Genomic DNA, 16763 nt, shown 5'->3' with positions numbered 1-16763 from the left:
CCGGCGCTGACGAGACTGCTGGACGTTGCGCCCGGCCGCTAACGTCCACCGGGCGAATCCTGACCTGGAGGTTTCGCATGCCGGCTCCGCTGCCACGTCCGTCCTCAGCTTCCGGGCGAGCTGTGTCGTCAGGGCGAGGCTCGATGGTTCGCTCGCCGGGTTCGCGACGGGGACGGCGCTGGATGCGCGGCGCCGTACCGGCAGTGCTTGCCGGGCTGTTGGCGTTGCAGTTGGTTCCGGCGCCGGCCGTCGCCGCAACAGCGACACCTACGCAGACACCGCCACAGCCTTGGCAGGCCAAGGTGACCACCGGCCTGCTCGCCGGTCTTGACGCCGGGAAGAGTTGCCGCTCAAGCTCGCCACCTTCGACCGCGAGGTGGCCTTCATTCCCCAGTCGGCGGACCAGCGCGACATCGCGAGCGCGATCGTGGTCCACCCGTGCAGCCTGCTCGACGTACTGCTCTATGTCTTCGACCGGCTGTGGGATCAGGCGACCCCGCTGACGTCCGCAGAGCCCACTTCGCGACCGAGCAGCCAGGGCTGGTTGTGATCGGCGCTAAACCTTCGAGACCTTCACTCTCCATATCAGCACGAGCGCCGGGCCGGTACAACTCACCCGGTAGGCGATCCGGGCGTCGTGCGAGGCGACGTACTGGTACTGCGTCAAGCTCGGGCGAGGATCGTCTGCAGCGTGGTCGTGAGCGTCTGGCGGGCAGTTGCTGGAAGGTCGGAGGTCAGGGCTTCGATGCGGTCGACGACGGCGTTGTGGGCGTCGTGGGCCAGGGAGCGGCCGGCGGGGGTGAGCTCGATGTGGCTGGCGCGGCGGTCGGCCGGGTTGGCGGTCCGGATGACCAGGTCGCGGCGTTCCAGGCGGTCGACCATGCTGGTGAGGCTCGAGCGCTCGATGCTGAGGATCCGGCTGAGCTCGGTCATGCCGAGCGGGCCGCCGAGGAGAACACAGAGCAGGTGCGCCTGCTGCGGCGTGAGGCCGAGCGGCCGGCTGGTCTCGGCGTGCAGATCCTGCAGCCGATGCATCGTCTGGACCAGAGCCGCGGCCAGCTGCTGATCCCGTGCCGTCGTCGTCGCCATGTCTGCCATGATAGTCCGGCAGCCGGATAGTTTGCAGGCCTAACAGTTCGTGGTACTACTATTTAGATGTACGAACTATCTGGAGGACTGCGATGACTGTGAAGTTCGGATATGGCTCACCCGACAAGCTCGGCGACGTGCCCGCGATCCTGCGGCTCGCGGAGCGGGCCGACCGCGACGGGCTCGACCACGTCAGCCTGTCGGATCACCCCTATGTCGCCGACCTGCTGGACGGGTATGCGGCGATTGCCTTCATCCTCGGCCGGACCGAGCGGCTGTCGGCCTTCGTCAACGTGACCAATCTGCCGTTGCGTCCGGCCCCGGTGCTCGCACGTACGGCGTCCGCCCTGTCGGCGTTGTCGGGTGGGCGATTCGTCCTCGGCCTCGGCGCCGGCGGCGCGTGGGACCGGATCACCACGATGGGCGTCCCGGAGCTGAGCCCGGCCGAGGCGGTCGAGGCCTTCGAGGAGGCGATGCAGCTGGTCCGTTCGATGTCCGACGGCGGCCGCCCGGCCCCGACCAAGCACTACCCGATCGGCGACCTCCGACCGGCTGCCGTCGCCGCGCCGCTCATCTGGACCGGCTCGAAGGGCCCGAAGTCGCTCGCCGCGACCGGCCGCCAGGCGGACGGCTGGATCCCCGGCCACGCCGCGGACTGGCTGAGTGACAGCTTCCGCTGGTCCCGCCCGATCATCGACGAGGCCGCGCTCTCGGTCGGCCGCAAACCCGCCGACGTCGCCACCATCTACAACTTCCCTGGTGCGATCACCGCAACCCCGGTACGCCGTACCCGCGACGCCGAAGGCCGCTGGATCGGCGGCTCCCCGGCCCAGTGGATCGAGGAACTCACCGACGCCATCCTCAACCACAACGCCGCCGGCTTCACCCTCTTCCCCCGCGGCTCCGACCCGTACGAGACCCAACTGGCCCGCTGGTCCGAGGAAGTAGTCCCCGCCATCCGCGCCGCAATCAGCCAGCCGAGCCCGGTTTCGTGAGCGAGTAGACGCCAGGCACGGTCTGCATGTGCTCCCGGAAGCCATGCCGGTAGGTCACACGCAGTCCGGACGCCGTCAGTGGGCGCCGGCCGGTGGTCACCCGGAAGTGCGCGAACATGACCTTGCCGTCGAGGCCACGGTGTCCCGATATCCGGTAGCCGATCGCCGGAACGGAGGCGACGGTCTCCGGGGTCCACAGGCCCCCGTCGCCCGGCGTCCAGGTGGCCGGGACGCCGCCGATGAAGTCGTCCCAGGTGTAGATCCGCGCCTCGACGAACTCCAGGCCGTCGGTGATGACGTCCGAGTCGATGGTGACTACCGTCAGCGGGCCGCCACTCCTATTGGTCAGGCCGAACGTCATGAAGTAGACATCCGTGCCCACCATCGGCGCGCCGCTCTCCGGGTAAGTGCCGCCGGTCTCGAGTGCGCCGCCGTGCCGGTTGTCTGCAAACCAGGCAAAGAACAGGACGGCGACGACGATACCGCCGATGATGATGCGCTTCCGCATGAGTTCCCCCCGACACCAGCTGGTCACTCAGCGTACGGCGGGGTCAGGTCAAGGTGGCGAGTTCTTCAGGGGACAGGTGGAGGGTGCCGGCGGCGATGTTCTCTTCGAGGTGGGCGGGGTTGCCGGTGCCGGGGATGGCGAGGACGTTGGGGGACTGGTGCAGGGTCCAGGCGAGGCGGACCTGTTGGGCTGTGGCGCCGTGCTTGTCGGCGATCGCCTGGATGGCGTCGGAGTGGTTGGTCGCGGCTCCGTCTTCGCGGGAACCGCCGGCGATCGCGAAGAAGGGCACGTAGGCGATGTCCCGCTCCGCGCACAGCTTGATCAGGGCGTCCTCATCGCCGCGCAGGTCGATCGCGTAGCTGTTCTGGACGCACACGACCGGCGCGATCGCGAGCGCCTCGTCGACGTGGTCGGCGCGGATGTTCGACACGCCGAGCTGACGGATCAGCCCGGCGTCGCGCATGTCCGCGAGCGCGCCGAACCGGTCGGCGATCGAGTCCGCTCCGGGCTTCTTCATGATGCGCAGGTTGACCACGTCGAGACAGTCGACGCCGAGCTGGCGCAGGTTCGTCTCCACCTGCGTGCGCAGCTCGGCCGCGGTCGTCGCATGGTAGAAACCGCGGTCAGAGTCCTCGCCGGGTCCGACCTTGGTGGTGATGACCAGACCCTCTGGGTACGGCGCCAGTGCCTCACGGATCAGCTCGTTCGCGTACCGCACCGGCCCTTCGCCGACCCGCAGCGTTCCGCCCGGCGACACGTAGAACGCCGCCGTGTCGATGTGATTGACGCCGAGCTCCACCGCGCGACGCAGTACGCCGATCGCCACCGAGCGATCGGGATTCGCGGTGATCCGCATGGCACCGAAGCCCATCCGGTTGACCGTGACGTCGCCCAGTTTCCAGGTACCGGCGGCGGCTGCACTCATTCTTCGATCGCTCCTCGGACTAGGCGCAGGTGCTGGCGGAAGGTCAGGGACGGGTCGGCGGCGCGCACGAGCAGATAGTCGGCGAACCTGACCTGCTCGCGCAGCGACCGCCCGGCGCGGATCGCGTCGGCCTGCTGGTGCTCGGTGTCCCGGATCGACTCGGCCAGCCCGAACAACTCCTCGACACGGTCGGCCGGGACGAAGATCGCGCCGTCCTCGTCCGCGAGTACGACGTCCTCGCGGGTCACCGTCCAGTCGCCGATCGTTGCCGTGGACAACGCATCGGCCGGCTGCGGGTCGAGGCGGAGCGGTCCGGTCGGCAGCGCGCCGAGGCTGAAGACGGGAAGGCCGATCGCGATGATGTCGACCGTGTCGCGATGCAGGCCCCAGATCACGATGCCGGCGACGCCGGCAGCCTTGGCTTCGAGGGCGACCAGGTCACCCACGCACGCCTCGTCCCGCCGGCCGCCGTTGTCCACGACCAGTACGTCGCCCTCCGCGGCCGACTCGAAGGCCTCCAGGAACACGTCGACACTGCCCACGTGCTGCGCCGGCAGCACCCGCCCGGCGACCCGGCCGCCTGCCACGGCCGTCAACGACACCGTGCGTACCGGCACCCCGGCCCGGACACAGGCGTCCGCCATGTGCGCCGTGGTCAGTCCCTCAAACCTGTTCAGCATCCAGATCCCCTCTCTAACGACAGGAGGTAGTCCACCATGCCCGGCCGCGCTCCGCTTAAGCACCACGCTCGCAGCAGCCTTGAGCCGACTACCTCCTGTCGTTAGGCATTCAAGAAGGCCAAGATCTCGTCGAGTGGTGGATTGGCGGTGGTGTCGATGGTCAACGCGGGGACCGGCAAGTCGACCGACTGGAAGGCGTTGTGGGTCCGGAGCCGGGCCTCGGCGCTGATCTGCGCGTCCTCGTGGGCGGTCCGGCGGTGGTCGGTCGTCGTACGGGCGTTGATCCGGGCCAGCGCGACCTCGGCCGGGACCGTGCAGTGCAGGATGCGGACGTCGGCTCGACCGAGGAGTGGGGCCAGACCTGGGTTCCACAGCCGGTCCTGGAACGCGGCCTCGGCGACCACCGTCGTACCGCGGCCGACCAGCAGACCGATCACGTCGAAGAACGTCGACAGCGTCCGCATCGTCAGTGGATCGCCCGGACCGGGCACGAACCCGGGGGTCGCGTGCACCATGCCTTCCTTGATCTCGTCCCGGCAGATCGCCGGGCACCCGATCGCGGCCGCCACCCGGTGCGCCAGGGTCGTCTTCCCGGTTCCCGGCGGACCACTCACCACAACCACCATCGGTTTCGACTGCACCGCCGCACCCTAGCGACCCCGGCCCGCGATCTCCACCGAACGTAAGGCGCGCGTTCAGGAACTGTCGGTGGAGATGGTTAGCGTGATGTCCGGATGTGGCCGGACTCCCCGTGGGGCGGAGGTGACAGTGGATCGATGACGACCTATTCGGCCGTGCGTACGACGGGGATCTACTGCCGCCCGGGCTGCGGCGCGAAACCCCTCGCGGAGAACGTGCGGACCTTCGAGCTGCCCGCCGCCGCGGAGGCCGCCGGGTATCGCGCCTGCCTGCGCTGCCGGCCGTACCGGGTGGCCGGGGCGGTGGCGGACGACGCGCCCGAGCTGGTCTGCCGGGCGGTGCAGCTGATCATCGCCGGCGTGCTGGACGAGTCGGGCGAGGCGGCGCTGAGTGCGCGACTGGGGTTGTCGGCGCGGCACCTGCGCCGGATGTTCCACGAGCACCTGGGCGTCACGCCTGATCAGTTCGCCCGCTCCCGGCGGGCGCATTTCGCGCGGCGGCTCCTGGACGACTCCGAGCTCGGCATCGCGGACATCGCGTTCGCGGCCGGCTTCGGCAGCTTGCGGCAGTTCAACCGCGCCATGCAGGAGGTGTTCCGCGCCAGCCCGCGCGAGTTGCGCGACCGCCGGCGGCGGACTGATCGCCTGGTCGCCGACGGCGGTCTGGTACTGCGCTTGCCGTATACCCCGCCGTACGACTGGGACGCGATGAGCGCGTTCCTCGCCGAGCGCGCGATCCCGGGTGTGGAGTCGGTAGAGGACGGTATCTACCGGCGGACGATCGCACTGGACGGCGACCCTGGGCTGCTCGAGATCGGCCCGGGAGGGTCCGATCACCTGCTCCTGCGTGCACATCTGCCGTACTGGGAAGGCGTCATCCATGTCGTCGACCGCGCCGCCCGCTTGGTCGGGCTCGACGCCGAGCCGGTCCTCGCGAAGACTCTCCTGTCCGGCGATCCGGTGATCGGCCCACTGATCGCGGCCCGCCCCGGCGTCCGCGTCCCCGGCGCGTGGGGCCCGTTCGAGGTCGCCGTCCAGGCAGTCGTCCGCGACCAGCTCCCAGGCGACGATGCGTACGACGTACTCCACAAGCTCGTCGCAGTTCACGGGATGCCGGTCCCCGGTCTTGGCCACAGCCTGACCCACGCCTTCCCGGGTCCGCGGGTCCTGACCGAGGCAGAGCTGGTCGGCCCGCTCGCGCAGGAAGTTGCTGCAGGCAACGTCGTGCTGGACGGCGGAGAGGACGCCGAGGCGCTGATCGCTTCGCTGGAAGCGGTGCCCGGCGTCAGCACCAAGGCCGCACACCAGGTGGCGATGCGGCTTGGTGCTCGGGACGCTTGGCCGTTCGACGACGACGCCGAGCGGCTACGACCGTGGCGCTCGCTCGCCGCCGTTCACCGGGTGCTCAGCGACTCGTAGGTGCCGCTCGACAGCAGTTCCTTCGCCGCGGCGGTCGCGAATCCGTACGCGGCAGTGGTGATGGCGGGGCCGACGCTGATCCTGGTCACGCCCAGCGCGGTCAGTTCGGCGACGGTCGGTGCGCCTGGGCCGACCATCACGTTGAGAGGGAGTGGTGACTCCTTCACGAGCTGTTCGATGGTCGATGGGTCGACGACGCCGGGCACGAACAGGACGTCCGCGCCGGCCTCGGCGTACGCCTTGGCTCGGTCGGCCGTGCCCGAGCCGTCGCCGAACAGGTACGTGTCGGTGCGGGCGTTGATCACGAGATCGATGCCTGCAGCAACTGCTGCGGCGCGCGCTGCCGCGATCCGGGCGGCGTGAACCGCGGGATCGTCGAGCCCGCCGCCCGTGCTGTCCTCGAGGTTGATGCCCACGGCACCGGCTTCGAGGGCAGCCGCGACCGTTGCCGCCACGTCGTCGTACCCGGCCTCGATGTCGGCGGTGACCGGGACCGACACGGCCGCACAGATCGCGCGGAGTGCCGCGATCGCCGTCGTACGGTTCAGGCCGCCGGCGTCTTCCACCCCGGCGGCCCAGGAGACGCCGGCGCTCGTCGTCGCGATCGCGGCGGCACCGGCGGCCTCGATCGCTCGCGCCGAGCCGGCGTCCCAGGCGTTCGGCAGCACCAGCGGCGGCTGGGCGTGCAGCGTGCGCAGCCGCCGGGCCAGATCGGTCTGCGTGGTCACAGGCTCACCACCAGTTCGTGGTCGGTCTCTACGAACTCCACGATCAGGTCCGCGAACTTGCCCGCGATCAACTCCTGGTACGCCGCCGATCCGGTGTGTTCGTCGTACGCCGCCTGGTTCGCGAAGTGCTCGACGAAGAGCAGGTAGTCCGGGTTCCTCGGGTCGCGGTACACGCGGAACGAGAGCGTCCCTTCCTCGCCGCCCGGGCCTTTCGGCGCGAACTCCCGGACGAGTTCCTCGGCCGCCGCCTGGTTGCCGTCCTTCAACTTGATCGGAAACACCTTTGCCAGCACTTGATTCCTCCTGAGGTCTGTCTTCAGCCCCTCAAGACTCCCGCGCGGGACCACCGCGGGTCTGGCCATATTCGGCCATCTCCGGCAGTCCATTATCCGAGACGATGTGTCTCATAAAACAAGATTCTGCGCTAGCGTGGATCCTGTCGGCAAGGGGCAAAGGAGCCTGGGATGAACAACGTGTACACGCACGGCCACCACGAATCGGTACTGCGCTCGCACAGCTGGCGCACCGCCGGGAACTCGGCCGGCTATCTGCTTCCCCATCTTCGGCCCGGCATGTCGTTGCTCGACGTCGGAGCGGGTCCCGGCACCATCACCGCCGACCTGGCCCGCCTGGTCGAGCCCGGCCGGACCACCGCGCTGGAAGCGAGCGAGGCGGCGCTCGACATCACCCGAGCGACCTTCGCCACGCTCGACGTCCAGGTGGAGTTCGCGGTCGGCGACGGACACGCCCTCGACCTTCCGGACGACACGTACGACGTCGTGCACGCACACCAGGTCCTGCAGCATGTCGCGGATCCGGTGCAGGCGCTGAAGGAGATGCGGCGCGTCTGCAAGCCGGGCGGGATCGTCGCGGTCCGGGACTCCGACTACCACGGCTTCGTCTGGTATCCGGAGCTTCCCGAGCTGGACGAGTGGATGGCGCTGTACCAGCGGATGGCTCGCGCGAACGGCGGCGAGCCGGACGCCGGCCGGCGACTGCTGTCCTGGGCGCTGGCGGCCGGCTTCGAGCAGGTCGACGCGACCGCGACCACCTGGACCTTCGCCAACGACGAGGATCGCGCCTGGTGGGGTGGGATGTGGGCGGACCGCATCCTGAAGTCCGCCCTCGCCGAGCAGTCCCGCGCGGCCGGCGTCCCCGAGGAGACGCTCAGCGCCATCTCCAAGGCCTGGCAGACCTGGGCAGCTCGGCCCGACGGCTGGATCTCGATCCTGCATGGCGAACTGCTCTGCACCGCGTGACCGCCAGGCCATCACAACTGCAGGATTCCCGCCTGGCCTGACGTGGGTGTGCGCCTGACTGTCAATTGTGATGGCCTGGAGATGCGAAGACCGCGAGGTTACCGGGTCTTGGACGAAGGGGAACGCTGCCGCGAGACCTCGTACAGGACGGCGGTCGCTGCGTTGGCCGCGTTGAGTGAGCTGGCTGAGCCGGTGATCGGGATCCGCACCAACTGGTCCGCGGCCTCCTTCCACGCGGCGCTCAACCCGCTCGTCTCGTTCCCGATCAGCACCAGGGCCGGCTGGGTGAAGTCGAAGTCGAACACGTCGACCGACCCGTGCTCATCGGTGCCCACGACAACGATCGGGATCGCGGACCGCCGGACCCAGTCGAGCACCTCACGGTGCGACGGCACACGTACGGCGGGAACCGCGAAGAGCGACCCGGTCGTCGCGCGCACCGCCTTCGGATCGTAGACGTCGGCGGCGTGCCCGGTGACGATCACGCCGCGGGCGCCGAACGCGTCGGCGGACCGGATGATCGATCCGATGTTCCCCGGTCCGGTCGGCCGGTCGAACACGACCCCGAGAAACTCGGGTCCGACCTCGATCCGCTCCAGATCGTCCGGCGGCAGCTCGAGCACAGCGATCATCTCCGGCGCCGTCTCGTCCTTCTCGCCGAGCTCGGCCAACAGCTCCGGCGCCATCGCGACGCGCTCGACGCGGGGCAACCGCTGCAACAACTCCTGGGCCCATCGCGACAACGGCCGCGACGCATCGGTGATGACCGTCCGCACCGGCCACCCGTTGTCTACGCCAAGCGAAATCGGCCGCACCCCTTGCACCAGGAACTCCCCGGCCCGCTGCCGCTTGGTCCGATTGGTCAGGCACGCCTGCCACACCTGAAACCGGGCATTCCGCGCCGAGATCCGCTGCACCCCCCCACCCTACGGCCGACCGTGCGCTCGCCGCCGTCTCGACCGCACCAACGGCGGACGAACGGGCGACCATCCGGTGTCAGGTGCCGAGCGTCGACTCCCGGGTGACCAAGCGGGTGGGCAACTCCATCAGGCCGGGATGCGGCGACCCGGCGATCGCGTCCAGCAACAGATTGGCGGTACGGCGGCCGAGCTCCTCGAGCTCGAGGTCGACAGTGGTCAGCGGCGGCCGGCTGGCCAGCGCCATCACGGACCAGTTGTCGTAGCCCGTGACGGCGATGTCGTCGGGCACCGAGCGGCCGAGCTCGCGGAGCCGATCGCAGACACCCCGCGCGATCTGGTCGCTGCCGCAGGAGATCGCGTCGAGATCAGGTGTCGTGCGCAGCAGTACGTCGACCGCGTGCCGCCCCCATCGCTCAGTCCACTCGCCATGCATCGGCTCACCGGCCAGCGCGTCGCCGGCCGCCTCGACCGTCGCCGCGGCGCGATCCCGCGCACTCTGGTGGGTCGCCGGTCCGGTCACGTGTGCGATCCGCTGCCGACCGAGCGAGAGCAGATGTCGCACCGTTGACCGCGCCCCTCCGTGATCGTCGGCGACCACCGAGGTGTCGGCCGGATCGGTCGACGGGCTGAAGGCGTAGACCACCGGAATCGGTACGTCGATCGGCGCGCGTGCCTCGGTCCGGCGACCGGTCACGATGATCCCGTCCACCCGCCGCGACACCAGGGAGCGCAGGTAGTGCTGCTCGCGCAGTGGGTCGTCCCGCGTGTCGCACAGCACGAGCGCCATCTCGCCCGCGCTCAGCGCGTCCTCCGCGCCGAGCATGATCGGGATGCTGAACCGGCCGGAGCTGTCGGTGGTGATCAGCCCGACCGTGAAGCTGCGGCCGGACGACAACGCCCGGCCCCGGCTGTCCGGGGTGAATCCGAGCTGCTCGGCGGCCCGCCGTACCCGCTCTCTGGTCTCCTCGCGGAGCTGGCCGGTGTCGTTCAGGGCCTTCGACGCGGTGCTCGTCGAGACTCCCGCCAGCGCGGCCACATCCGTGATCCGGGGCAGCGAGGGACCGCGTGACGGCATCCGGCAACTCCTTTCCGAACTTTCCGGAAACAGTACCGCAGGCTGACCGCTCTGTCCGAACCTTGCCAGGTCCGACAGGTCCGAGGGGTTGACCGAGGCCTGGAACCTCTCTAACTTCGTGTAGGAAAACGTGTTCCGGATTTTCCTAACCTTCCCCAGGAGTCACGTCCTATGACGGAAGCAGTCACCACCTCCCGCAGCCCGGCCGCCGCAACCAACGGCCGCTGGCGGCCCCTCGGACTCGGCCAGGCGAAGATCACCGGCGGCTTCTGGGCACCGCGCCAGGCCCGCAACGGCGAGGACGCGATCCCCAGCGGTCAGGACCAGTTGGAGACGGCGGGCAACCTACAGAACCTGCGCCTCGCGGCCGGGCTGCGTACGACAGAGGGCGAGGGCGAGGCCATCGGCCCGGTGTTCGCCGACTCCGACGTCTACAAGTGGCTCGAGGCCGCCGCCTGGGAGTACGGGCGCAATCCGAACGACGACCTGCTCAAGCGCATCCGCGACCTGACCTCGGTGGTCGCCGCCGCGCAGCGCGAGGACGGTTACCTCGACTCGGTCGTCCAGCTCCGGTACGGCGACGAGGGCCGCTACCAGCAACTCGTCTGGAGCCACGAGCACTACTGCGCCGGCCACCTGATCCAGGCCGCCGTCGCGCAGGTCCGTTGCACCGGCGACCGTGCGCTCCTGGACGTCGCGGTCAAGCTCGCCGACCACTTGGTCGCGACCTTCGGCGACGACAAGACTGTGGACGTCGACGGCCACCCGGTGATCGAGATGGCCTTGGTCGAGCTATATCGGGAAACCGGTACGACGGCCTACCTCGACCAGGCCAGGTGGTTCGTCGAGGCCCGTGGCCACGGCATCATCAAGAACCACGGTCACGAGCCGGCGTACTTCTCCGATCGCGTCCCGGTCCGCGAGGCCACGTCGGTGGAAGGGCACGCGGTGCGCGCGGTCTACCTCGCGGCCGGAGCGACCGACGTCGCCCTCGAGACCGGCGACACCGACCTGCTCGACGCGCTGAAACGGCAGTTCGAGCACATGTGGTCGACGAAGACGTATGTCACCGGCGGTCTGGGTGCGCGTTGGGAGGGCGAGGCGTTCGGCGACGAGTACGAGCTGCCCGCGGACCGCGCGTACGCCGAAACCTGTGCGGCGATCGGCGGCATCCAGTGGGCTTGGCGGATGCTCCTCGCCACTGGTGAGGCGTCGTACGCCGATGCCGTCGAGCGGATGCTCTACAACGGCTTCCTCGCGGGGGTCTCGCTGAAGGGGACCGAGTACTTCTACGTCAACCCGCTGCAGTTGCGGGGTGGCGCCCATGCGGATAACGGCCGCAGCCCCGCGCACGGCCGGCGCGGCTGGTTCGACTGCGCCTGCTGCCCGCCGAACATCATGCGTACTCTCGCCAGCCTCGACGGCTACCTCGCGACCACACGCGATGGTGCGATCCAGATCCACCAGTACGCCGCCGGCACGTTGACCGTCGGCGACACCGAGCTGACCGTGGACACCGCCTACCCGTGGGACGGCGCAGTTCGCATCACGGCCACCAAACCAGTGGCAGTGCAATTGAGGATCCCGGCCTGGGCAGATGGTGCCACCGTCAACGGTCAATCTGTGCAAGCGGGCACCTATGCCGACGTGAGTGCTGACGCGATCGACCTGCAGTTGCCGATGGCAACTCGCGTGGTCGGCGCCGATCCACGCGTCGACGCCGTCCGCGGTTGTGTCGCGCTGGAACGCGGGCCACTCGTCTACGCGGTCGAACAGGTGGACCAGGACGAGAACGTCGACGACCTGCATCTGTTGCCGGAGGCATCAGTTGCCGCGAGCCACGACAACGACCTGCTGGACGGCGTCACTGTGCTCAGGACGCGCGGACGGATCGGCACCGGTCATCATGACGGCTGGTCGTTCACTCCCTCGGCCCAGGACGACACCGGCGACGAGGTGGACGTGGTCGCGGTGCCGTACTACGCCTGGGCCAACCGCGAGATCGGCGCCATGCGCGTCTGGCTGCCGAGGGCCTGATCATGCTCACCCGGCGGACGTTCCTCGGCCTGGCGGCCGCGGCGACCACGGCGAGCGCCGTACCGGGCTGTAGCTCGGTCCTGGCCGAACCCGACGTCCAGGCCTCCAACGCTTCTACGTGACAGGCCTCGCCTCCGGCGCGGTCAAAGGCTAGCCAGGCTCCTCCCCTTGGGCGAACCCACTCAGAATCCGAGCGGGCAACCCTCCAACTCACGGGGTAACCCCTCGAACTCGAGGCAACCCTTCAGCTCGTGGGTTATCCCCTCCGCTGGAGGGTTGCCTATTCAGAATCGGAGGGGGCAAGCCGCCGGCTCGGGGGGCATCCCCTCAGTTGGAGGGTTGCCTGTCGTGAATCCGGGGGCTGCCGGCTCGGGGTGGCAGCGGCGGAGTTAGAGGCTGGGGCGGACTTCGTGGTCGGGGTGGGCGGCGGCGTGGGCGTCGGCAACCTGGCGGCACAGGGCCATCAGTTCGGTCTCGTTCTTCACCTGGCGCCTGGCCTCCGGGCCGAGGTCGATGATGTGGTCGCGGGCTCGCAGCAGCCGCTGGAAGACCCGCTCGCGCTCGTGCGGGTCGTCGGTGTATTCGGCATCCAGGTAGGCGGTCGCGTCGCGGCGGATGTGGGCCATCGCGGTCTGCGTCCGGCCGCGGGTGCTGAACAGGGACGCGAAGATCGTGATCAGCAGCACGACCAGGATGACGAGCAGTGACAGCCCGGTGCTGATCTCGACCACGTCGACGGGCTCGCCGCCGTTCACGAACGGCAGGTTGTTCTCGTGCAGAGCGTGCAGGATCAGCTTCGTGCCGATGAACAGCAGGATCGCGGCCAGCCCGAAGGACAGGTAGATCAGCCGGTCCAGCAGCCCGTCGAGCAGGAAGTACAGCTGCCGCAGGCCGAGCAGGCTGAACGCGGTCGCGGTGAACACCACGAACACGTTCTGGGTGAGGCCGAAGATGGCCGGGATCGAGTCCAGCGCGAACATCACGTCGGTGCCGCCGATCGCGATCATCACCAGCAGCATCGGCGTCATCATCCGGCGCCCGTCGACCACGGTGGTCAGCCGGTCGCCGTCGTACTCCTCGCTGGTGCGGAACAGCCGCCGGCTCAGCCGGACCACGATGTTCTGCGCCTGGTGTGACTCCTCGGTCTCCGGCTTGAGCATGTTGCCGGCGGTCAGCAGCAGCGCCATCCCGAACAGGTAGAACACCCAGGAGAACGTGTGCAGCAGCGCCGAGCCGACGAAGATGAACGCGGACCGGGCGATCAGCGAGACCACGATGCCGATCAGCAACACCTTCTGCTGGTTCTCCCGCGGCACCCGGAAGCTCGTCATGATGATCAGGAACACGAACAGGTTGTCCACCGAGAGCGCTTTCTCGGTGATGTAGCCGGCGAAGTACTCCGAGCCCATCGCCGTCCCGCCGAACACGAGCGTCCCGAGGCCGAACAGTACGGCGATGCCGACGTACACCGTGGACCAGATCGCGGCCTCCCGCAGCGTCGGGACATGTGCGGACCGGACGTGGAAGAAGTAGTCGAACAGCAGCAGCGCGACGATGCCGAGCAGGGTCAGGATCCAGACCACCGGGGACACGGTCATGGGCCCAACCCAACCATGCCCGATGGGCGTCTGTCCCTGAATCAAAAATTTGCCCAAAAGGCATCTTTGCCTAGAAGGCAAAGTTTGCTACGGTCAAGAACATGACCGAAGGGTTGCGGGAGCGGAAGAAGCAGGAGACGCGGATCGCGCTGAGCTGGGCGGCGGTGCGGCTGACGGTCGAGCGCGGGCTGGCCAATGTGCGGATCGAGGACATCGCGGCCGAGGCCGGGGTTTCGCTGCGCACGTTCCGGAACTACTTCTCCAGCAAGGCCGAGGCGATCGCCGCCCGGGAGGTCGACCGCAGTCTGGCCATCGCCGCCGAACTGCGGGCGCGGCCGGCCGACGAGCCGCTGTGGCCCGCGATCCGGGCGTCGATCGAGTCGCAGATGGCGCTCGGTGTGGAAGGCCACGGCGGCGACCAGCCGCCGGACCAGCGGTGGCTGGCCGGGATCCGGCTGATGGTCACCGAGCCGTCGTTGCAGGGTGAGATGGCGCGGGCGTATGCCGCCGCGAGCGAGGAATTCGCCGCCGCCGTCGCGGACCGGACCGGGACCCGTGGGCTGTATCCGCATCTCGTCGCAGAGGTCGTGGGCGCGGCCAGGGCGGCCGCGAGCGCCGAATGGCTGCGTGGCGATCCACCTCGATCCATGACCGCCCTGCTGTCGGAGGCTCTCGACCAGATCACCGCCGGCCTCCCCGAACCCGACTAGAACCCACACCCCAGCAGATACCCCGGCGCCGCCGGGGCAGTCAGTCACGCCCATTTTCACTGGAAGGACACGTGCCATGGATGCAGATGTCGTCATCGCCGGGGCCGGACCGAACGGCCTCATGCTCGCCTGTGAACTGCGGCTGGCCGGAGTGCGGCCGATCGTACTGGAGCGGTTGCCGGAGGCCAGTGAGGTGCCCCGGGCGAACGGCCTGGTCGGCCAGGTCGTCCGCATGCTTGACCGTCGCGGCCTGTACGAACGCCTCAGCGGTACTCCGGGTCCACCGCAGCCGCAGCCGCGCTACATGTTCGGCGCGTTCCCACTCGACCTCAGCACGATCGAGCCGAACCCGGTGTACATGCTGCCGGTGCCGCAGCGCCGGATCGAGGAAGTCCTCCAGCAACGGGCGCTCGAGCTCGGAGCCGAGATCCGCCGCGGCCATGAGCTGATCGGGTTCGCCCAGGACACCGACTCCGTCACGGTCGAGATCTCCGGCCCGGATGGCCCGTACCACGTGACGGCTCGCTATCTCGTCGGCGCGGACGGCGGCCGCAGCCTCACCCGCAAACTGGCCGGCATCGACTTCCCCGGCATCACCAACGACACGATGGTCTCCCGTACGGCGAACGCGCAGGTGCCACTCGAGTACGTCGATCCCGGCACCGGAGCCCTGTCGATCCCCGGCTACGGCGTGATCCCCGGCCTGATGCATCACCGGACCGAGCGCGGCCTGTTCTTGTACGGCCAGCTGCCCGGCCGGCCGCCGGTCGTCAGCACCGGTGAGTTCGACGTACCGCCCGAAGGCCCGATGACGCTGGAGGAGTTGCAGGACAGCGTCGACCGGGTGCTCGGGGTCCATCTCCCGCTGACTCCGCCGGACGGCGACGGGCCGCACCTGCTGCGCCGGGTCGTAGGAGGCAACAGCCGCCTCGCTGACCGGTTCCGCGAAGGCAGGGTGCTGCTCGTCGGGGATGCCGCGCACGTGCACTCCGCGATCGGCGGCCCGGGACTGAACCTCGGCCTGCAGGACACGGTCAACCTGGGCTGGAAGCTAGCCGCCGAGCTGCAGGGCTGGGCTCCTGACGGCCTGCTCGACAGCTACGAGTCGGAGCGCCGGCCGGTCGGGCAGCGGGTCGTGATGCAGACCCAGGCCCAGTCGGCACTCATTGCCCCAGGCAACGACGTCACCAGGTTGCGGGAGCTGTTCGGTGAGCTGCTGACCGAGCCGCGGAACGTGCAGCGGATCGCGGACCTGATCACCGGCGCGGACATCTGCTACCACGACGGCCCGCATCCGCTGATCGGCCGCTGGGCGCCGGATCTCATGGTCGACGGGACTCGACTGGCCGAGCTGATGCGCACCGGCCGTCCGCTGCTGCTCGACCTGACCCCGGAGGCGCCCTTCGCCGCGGGCGTGACATCGGAGGCGTCGTACGCCGCGACCGTGGCCAGGGATCGGGTCGACGTTGTCGCCGGACGCGGTGAGTCGCCGATCGCGTTACTGATCAGGCCGGACGGTTACGTCGCCTGGGCCGCGGAGCAGGACGGTGTCGCGGAGCAGGACGGCTTGCGGGACGCGTTGGCCCGCTGGTTCGGCGTACCTCAGGAGCGGCCCTTGACCAGCGCCACGAGGTAGCGGCAAGGGGTCGTCTCCGGATTGTGAAATGTGGTGGCCGACGGCGAGCCGAGCTGGAGGCAGTCGCCGGTGCGCAGGTCGTGGACCAGCGGGCCCTCGTGGAAGCGCAGGTGTCCGTCGAGGATCCAGAGCTGCTGGTACTTGAAGATGTAGGCGTCGGCCGGATACGACACCGAGGCACCGGCCGGCAGCTCGACCTCGACCAGCTCGAGCGGGCTGTCGGTCACCGGTGAGACGGCCCGCCGCCGGTATCCGGTGGCCGGGTCCGTCCAGACCGGCTGGTCGCCGGCCCGCCGGAGGAGTTCACCGGTGTTCTCGGCGCGGGCGACCAGCTCGGACAACGTCATGCCGAGCGCGCCGGACAGCCGGCCGAGCAGTACGGCGGTCGGTTGAGCCTCACCGCGTTCGATCTTGCCGATCATCGCGCGGGAGACCCCGGAACGCTCGGCGAGCGCGTTCACCGACAGGTCCTGCGCGACCCGGGCAGCCTGCACGGTCGCCGCGAGTGAGGCGGACAGCTCATCCAACATGCTTGCCACTATAGCG

19 protein-coding genes are annotated in these 16763 nt (G+C 69.2%); 8 read left to right on the top strand and 11 right to left on the bottom strand.

Going from position 1 to position 16763, the window contains the following annotated elements:
- The first annotated feature begins 343 nt into the window (after positions 1-343).
- The gene (locus OG555_RS08335) at positions 344-550 is read left to right on the top strand and encodes a hypothetical protein (protein ID WP_329482224.1); all 207 of its coding nucleotides are present in this window, start codon (positions 344-346) and stop codon (positions 548-550) included.
- A 113-nt stretch (positions 551-663) separates the two neighbouring features.
- Here the strand turns inward: OG555_RS08335 and OG555_RS08330 are convergent, their stop codons facing one another.
- On the bottom strand, positions 664-1089 hold the full coding sequence (locus OG555_RS08330; RefSeq protein ID WP_329482223.1) for a MarR family winged helix-turn-helix transcriptional regulator: 426 nt from the start codon (positions 1087-1089) through the stop codon (positions 664-666).
- Between the two features lie 92 nt (positions 1090-1181).
- On the opposite strand from OG555_RS08330, the gene OG555_RS08325 reads away from it, so the two are divergent.
- Entirely contained in the window at positions 1182-2084 is a 903-nt protein-coding gene (locus OG555_RS08325; protein ID WP_329482222.1) for an LLM class flavin-dependent oxidoreductase, read from the top strand.
- On the opposite strand, the gene OG555_RS08320 is transcribed toward OG555_RS08325, so the two are convergent.
- The 4 genes from OG555_RS08320 to OG555_RS08305 all read right to left on the bottom strand — a co-directional run bounded on the left by OG555_RS08320 (position 2059) and on the right by OG555_RS08305 (position 4838).
- Entirely contained in the window at positions 2059-2592 is a 534-nt protein-coding gene (locus OG555_RS08320) for a hypothetical protein (protein WP_329482221.1), read from the bottom strand. The two genes, OG555_RS08325 and OG555_RS08320, sit on opposite strands and share 26 nt — an antisense overlap.
- Before the next feature lie 43 nt (positions 2593-2635).
- The gene (locus OG555_RS08315; RefSeq protein WP_329482220.1) at positions 2636-3517 is read right to left on the bottom strand and encodes an aldo/keto reductase; all 882 of its coding nucleotides are present in this window, start codon (positions 3515-3517) and stop codon (positions 2636-2638) included.
- On the bottom strand, positions 3514-4197 hold the full coding sequence (locus OG555_RS08310; protein ID WP_329482219.1) for an RraA family protein: 684 nt from the start codon (positions 4195-4197) through the stop codon (positions 3514-3516). The genes OG555_RS08315 and OG555_RS08310 overlap by 4 nt, the downstream gene beginning before the upstream one ends.
- 101 nt (positions 4198-4298) lie before the next feature.
- Positions 4299-4838 carry an AAA family ATPase gene (locus OG555_RS08305; RefSeq protein ID WP_329482218.1) on the bottom strand — a complete coding sequence of 180 codons (540 nt, stop codon included), beginning with the start codon at positions 4836-4838 and terminating at the stop codon, positions 4299-4301.
- A 135-nt stretch (positions 4839-4973) separates the two neighbouring features.
- On the opposite strand from OG555_RS08305, the gene OG555_RS08300 reads away from it, so the two are divergent.
- A complete protein-coding gene (locus OG555_RS08300) occupies positions 4974-6254 on the top strand; it encodes a bifunctional transcriptional activator/DNA repair enzyme AdaA (RefSeq protein WP_329482217.1) in 1281 nt (426 codons plus the stop codon).
- On the opposite strand, the gene OG555_RS08295 is transcribed toward OG555_RS08300, so the two are convergent.
- Together OG555_RS08295 and OG555_RS08290 are read right to left on the bottom strand one after the other, a co-directional pair.
- Positions 6230-6982, bottom strand: a complete 753-nt coding sequence (locus tag OG555_RS08295; RefSeq protein WP_329482216.1) for an isocitrate lyase/PEP mutase family protein — start codon at positions 6980-6982, stop codon at positions 6230-6232. The genes OG555_RS08300 and OG555_RS08295 overlap by 25 nt on opposite strands.
- Complete coding sequence (locus OG555_RS08290) at positions 6979-7275, bottom strand: putative quinol monooxygenase (RefSeq protein WP_329482215.1); 297 nt, start codon at positions 7273-7275, stop codon at positions 6979-6981. The genes OG555_RS08295 and OG555_RS08290 overlap by 4 nt, the downstream gene beginning before the upstream one ends.
- Before the next feature lie 171 nt (positions 7276-7446).
- Between OG555_RS08290 and OG555_RS08285 the strand changes: the two genes are divergently transcribed.
- Entirely contained in the window at positions 7447-8241 is a 795-nt protein-coding gene (locus tag OG555_RS08285) for a class I SAM-dependent methyltransferase (protein ID WP_329482214.1), read from the top strand.
- A gap of 98 nt (positions 8242-8339) precedes the next feature.
- On the opposite strand, the gene OG555_RS08280 is transcribed toward OG555_RS08285, so the two are convergent.
- Positions 8340-9158 carry a TrmH family RNA methyltransferase gene (locus OG555_RS08280; protein WP_329482213.1) on the bottom strand — a complete coding sequence of 273 codons (819 nt, stop codon included), beginning with the start codon at positions 9156-9158 and terminating at the stop codon, positions 8340-8342.
- A gap of 79 nt (positions 9159-9237) precedes the next feature.
- Positions 9238-10236 (bottom strand): LacI family DNA-binding transcriptional regulator, encoded by a 999-nt coding sequence (locus tag OG555_RS08275; protein WP_329482212.1) that lies wholly within the window; start codon positions 10234-10236, stop codon positions 9238-9240.
- 171 nt (positions 10237-10407) lie between these two features.
- Between OG555_RS08275 and OG555_RS08270 the strand changes: the two genes are divergently transcribed.
- Together OG555_RS08270 and OG555_RS08265 are read left to right on the top strand one after the other, a co-directional pair.
- The gene (locus OG555_RS08270; protein WP_329482211.1) at positions 10408-12273 is read left to right on the top strand and encodes a glycoside hydrolase family 127 protein; all 1866 of its coding nucleotides are present in this window, start codon (positions 10408-10410) and stop codon (positions 12271-12273) included.
- 2 nt (positions 12274-12275) lie between these two features.
- Entirely contained in the window at positions 12276-12395 is a 120-nt protein-coding gene (locus OG555_RS08265) for a twin-arginine translocation signal domain-containing protein (protein ID WP_329482210.1), read from the top strand.
- A gap of 267 nt (positions 12396-12662) precedes the next feature.
- On the opposite strand, the gene OG555_RS08260 is transcribed toward OG555_RS08265, so the two are convergent.
- A complete protein-coding gene (locus OG555_RS08260) occupies positions 12663-13871 on the bottom strand; it encodes a TerC family protein (protein ID WP_329482209.1) in 1209 nt (402 codons plus the stop codon).
- 101 nt (positions 13872-13972) lie between these two features.
- On the opposite strand from OG555_RS08260, the gene OG555_RS08255 reads away from it, so the two are divergent.
- Both OG555_RS08255 and OG555_RS08250 read left to right on the top strand, forming a co-directional pair.
- Positions 13973-14581, top strand: a complete 609-nt coding sequence (locus tag OG555_RS08255; RefSeq protein ID WP_329482208.1) for an acyl-CoA-like ligand-binding transcription factor — start codon at positions 13973-13975, stop codon at positions 14579-14581.
- Positions 14582-14657: 76 nt separating this feature from the next.
- Positions 14658-16217 carry an FAD-dependent monooxygenase gene (locus tag OG555_RS08250; protein ID WP_329482207.1) on the top strand — a complete coding sequence of 520 codons (1560 nt, stop codon included), beginning with the start codon at positions 14658-14660 and terminating at the stop codon, positions 16215-16217.
- Here OG555_RS08250 and OG555_RS08245 read toward each other — a convergent pair.
- Positions 16184-16747, bottom strand: a complete 564-nt coding sequence (locus tag OG555_RS08245) for a helix-turn-helix domain-containing protein (protein WP_329482206.1) — start codon at positions 16745-16747, stop codon at positions 16184-16186. The two genes, OG555_RS08250 and OG555_RS08245, sit on opposite strands and share 34 nt — an antisense overlap.
- Positions 16748-16763 lie beyond the last annotated feature (16 nt).

It is taken from the genome of Kribbella sp. NBC_01484 (genome assembly GCF_036227145.1).
Classification (GTDB): domain Bacteria; phylum Actinomycetota; class Actinomycetes; order Propionibacteriales; family Kribbellaceae; genus Kribbella.
The sequence above is the reverse complement of the archived record's forward strand: the minus strand, read 5'-3'. Positions and strand labels throughout refer to the sequence as shown.

Bases quoted from the DNA above. Each gene is read 5' to 3' on its own strand.
- OG555_RS08285 (WP_329482214.1), top strand. From the start codon at position 7,447: ATGAACAACGTGTACACGCACGGCCACCACGAATCGGTACTGCGCTCG.
- OG555_RS08265 (WP_329482210.1), top strand. From the start codon at position 12,276: ATGCTCACCCGGCGGACGTTCCTCGGCCTGGCGGCCGCGGCGACCACG.
- OG555_RS08270 (WP_329482211.1), top strand. From the start codon at position 10,408: ATGACGGAAGCAGTCACCACCTCCCGCAGCCCGGCCGCCGCAACCAAC.
- OG555_RS08320 (WP_329482221.1), bottom strand. From the start codon at position 2,592: ATGCGGAAGCGCATCATCATCGGCGGTATCGTCGTCGCCGTCCTGTTC.
- OG555_RS08300 (WP_329482217.1), top strand. From the start codon at position 4,974: ATGACGACCTATTCGGCCGTGCGTACGACGGGGATCTACTGCCGCCCG.
- OG555_RS08255 (WP_329482208.1), top strand. From the start codon at position 13,973: ATGACCGAAGGGTTGCGGGAGCGGAAGAAGCAGGAGACGCGGATCGCG.
- OG555_RS08245 (WP_329482206.1), bottom strand. From the start codon at position 16,747: ATGTTGGATGAGCTGTCCGCCTCACTCGCGGCGACCGTGCAGGCTGCC.
- OG555_RS08310 (WP_329482219.1), bottom strand. From the start codon at position 4,197: ATGCTGAACAGGTTTGAGGGACTGACCACGGCGCACATGGCGGACGCC.
- OG555_RS08315 (WP_329482220.1), bottom strand. From the start codon at position 3,517: ATGAGTGCAGCCGCCGCCGGTACCTGGAAACTGGGCGACGTCACGGTC.
- OG555_RS08275 (WP_329482212.1), bottom strand. From the start codon at position 10,236: ATGCCGTCACGCGGTCCCTCGCTGCCCCGGATCACGGATGTGGCCGCG.
- OG555_RS08250 (WP_329482207.1), top strand. From the start codon at position 14,658: ATGGATGCAGATGTCGTCATCGCCGGGGCCGGACCGAACGGCCTCATG.
- OG555_RS08325 (WP_329482222.1), top strand. From the start codon at position 1,182: ATGACTGTGAAGTTCGGATATGGCTCACCCGACAAGCTCGGCGACGTG.
- OG555_RS08260 (WP_329482209.1), bottom strand. From the start codon at position 13,871: ATGACCGTGTCCCCGGTGGTCTGGATCCTGACCCTGCTCGGCATCGTC.
- OG555_RS08330 (WP_329482223.1), bottom strand. From the start codon at position 1,089: ATGGCGACGACGACGGCACGGGATCAGCAGCTGGCCGCGGCTCTGGTC.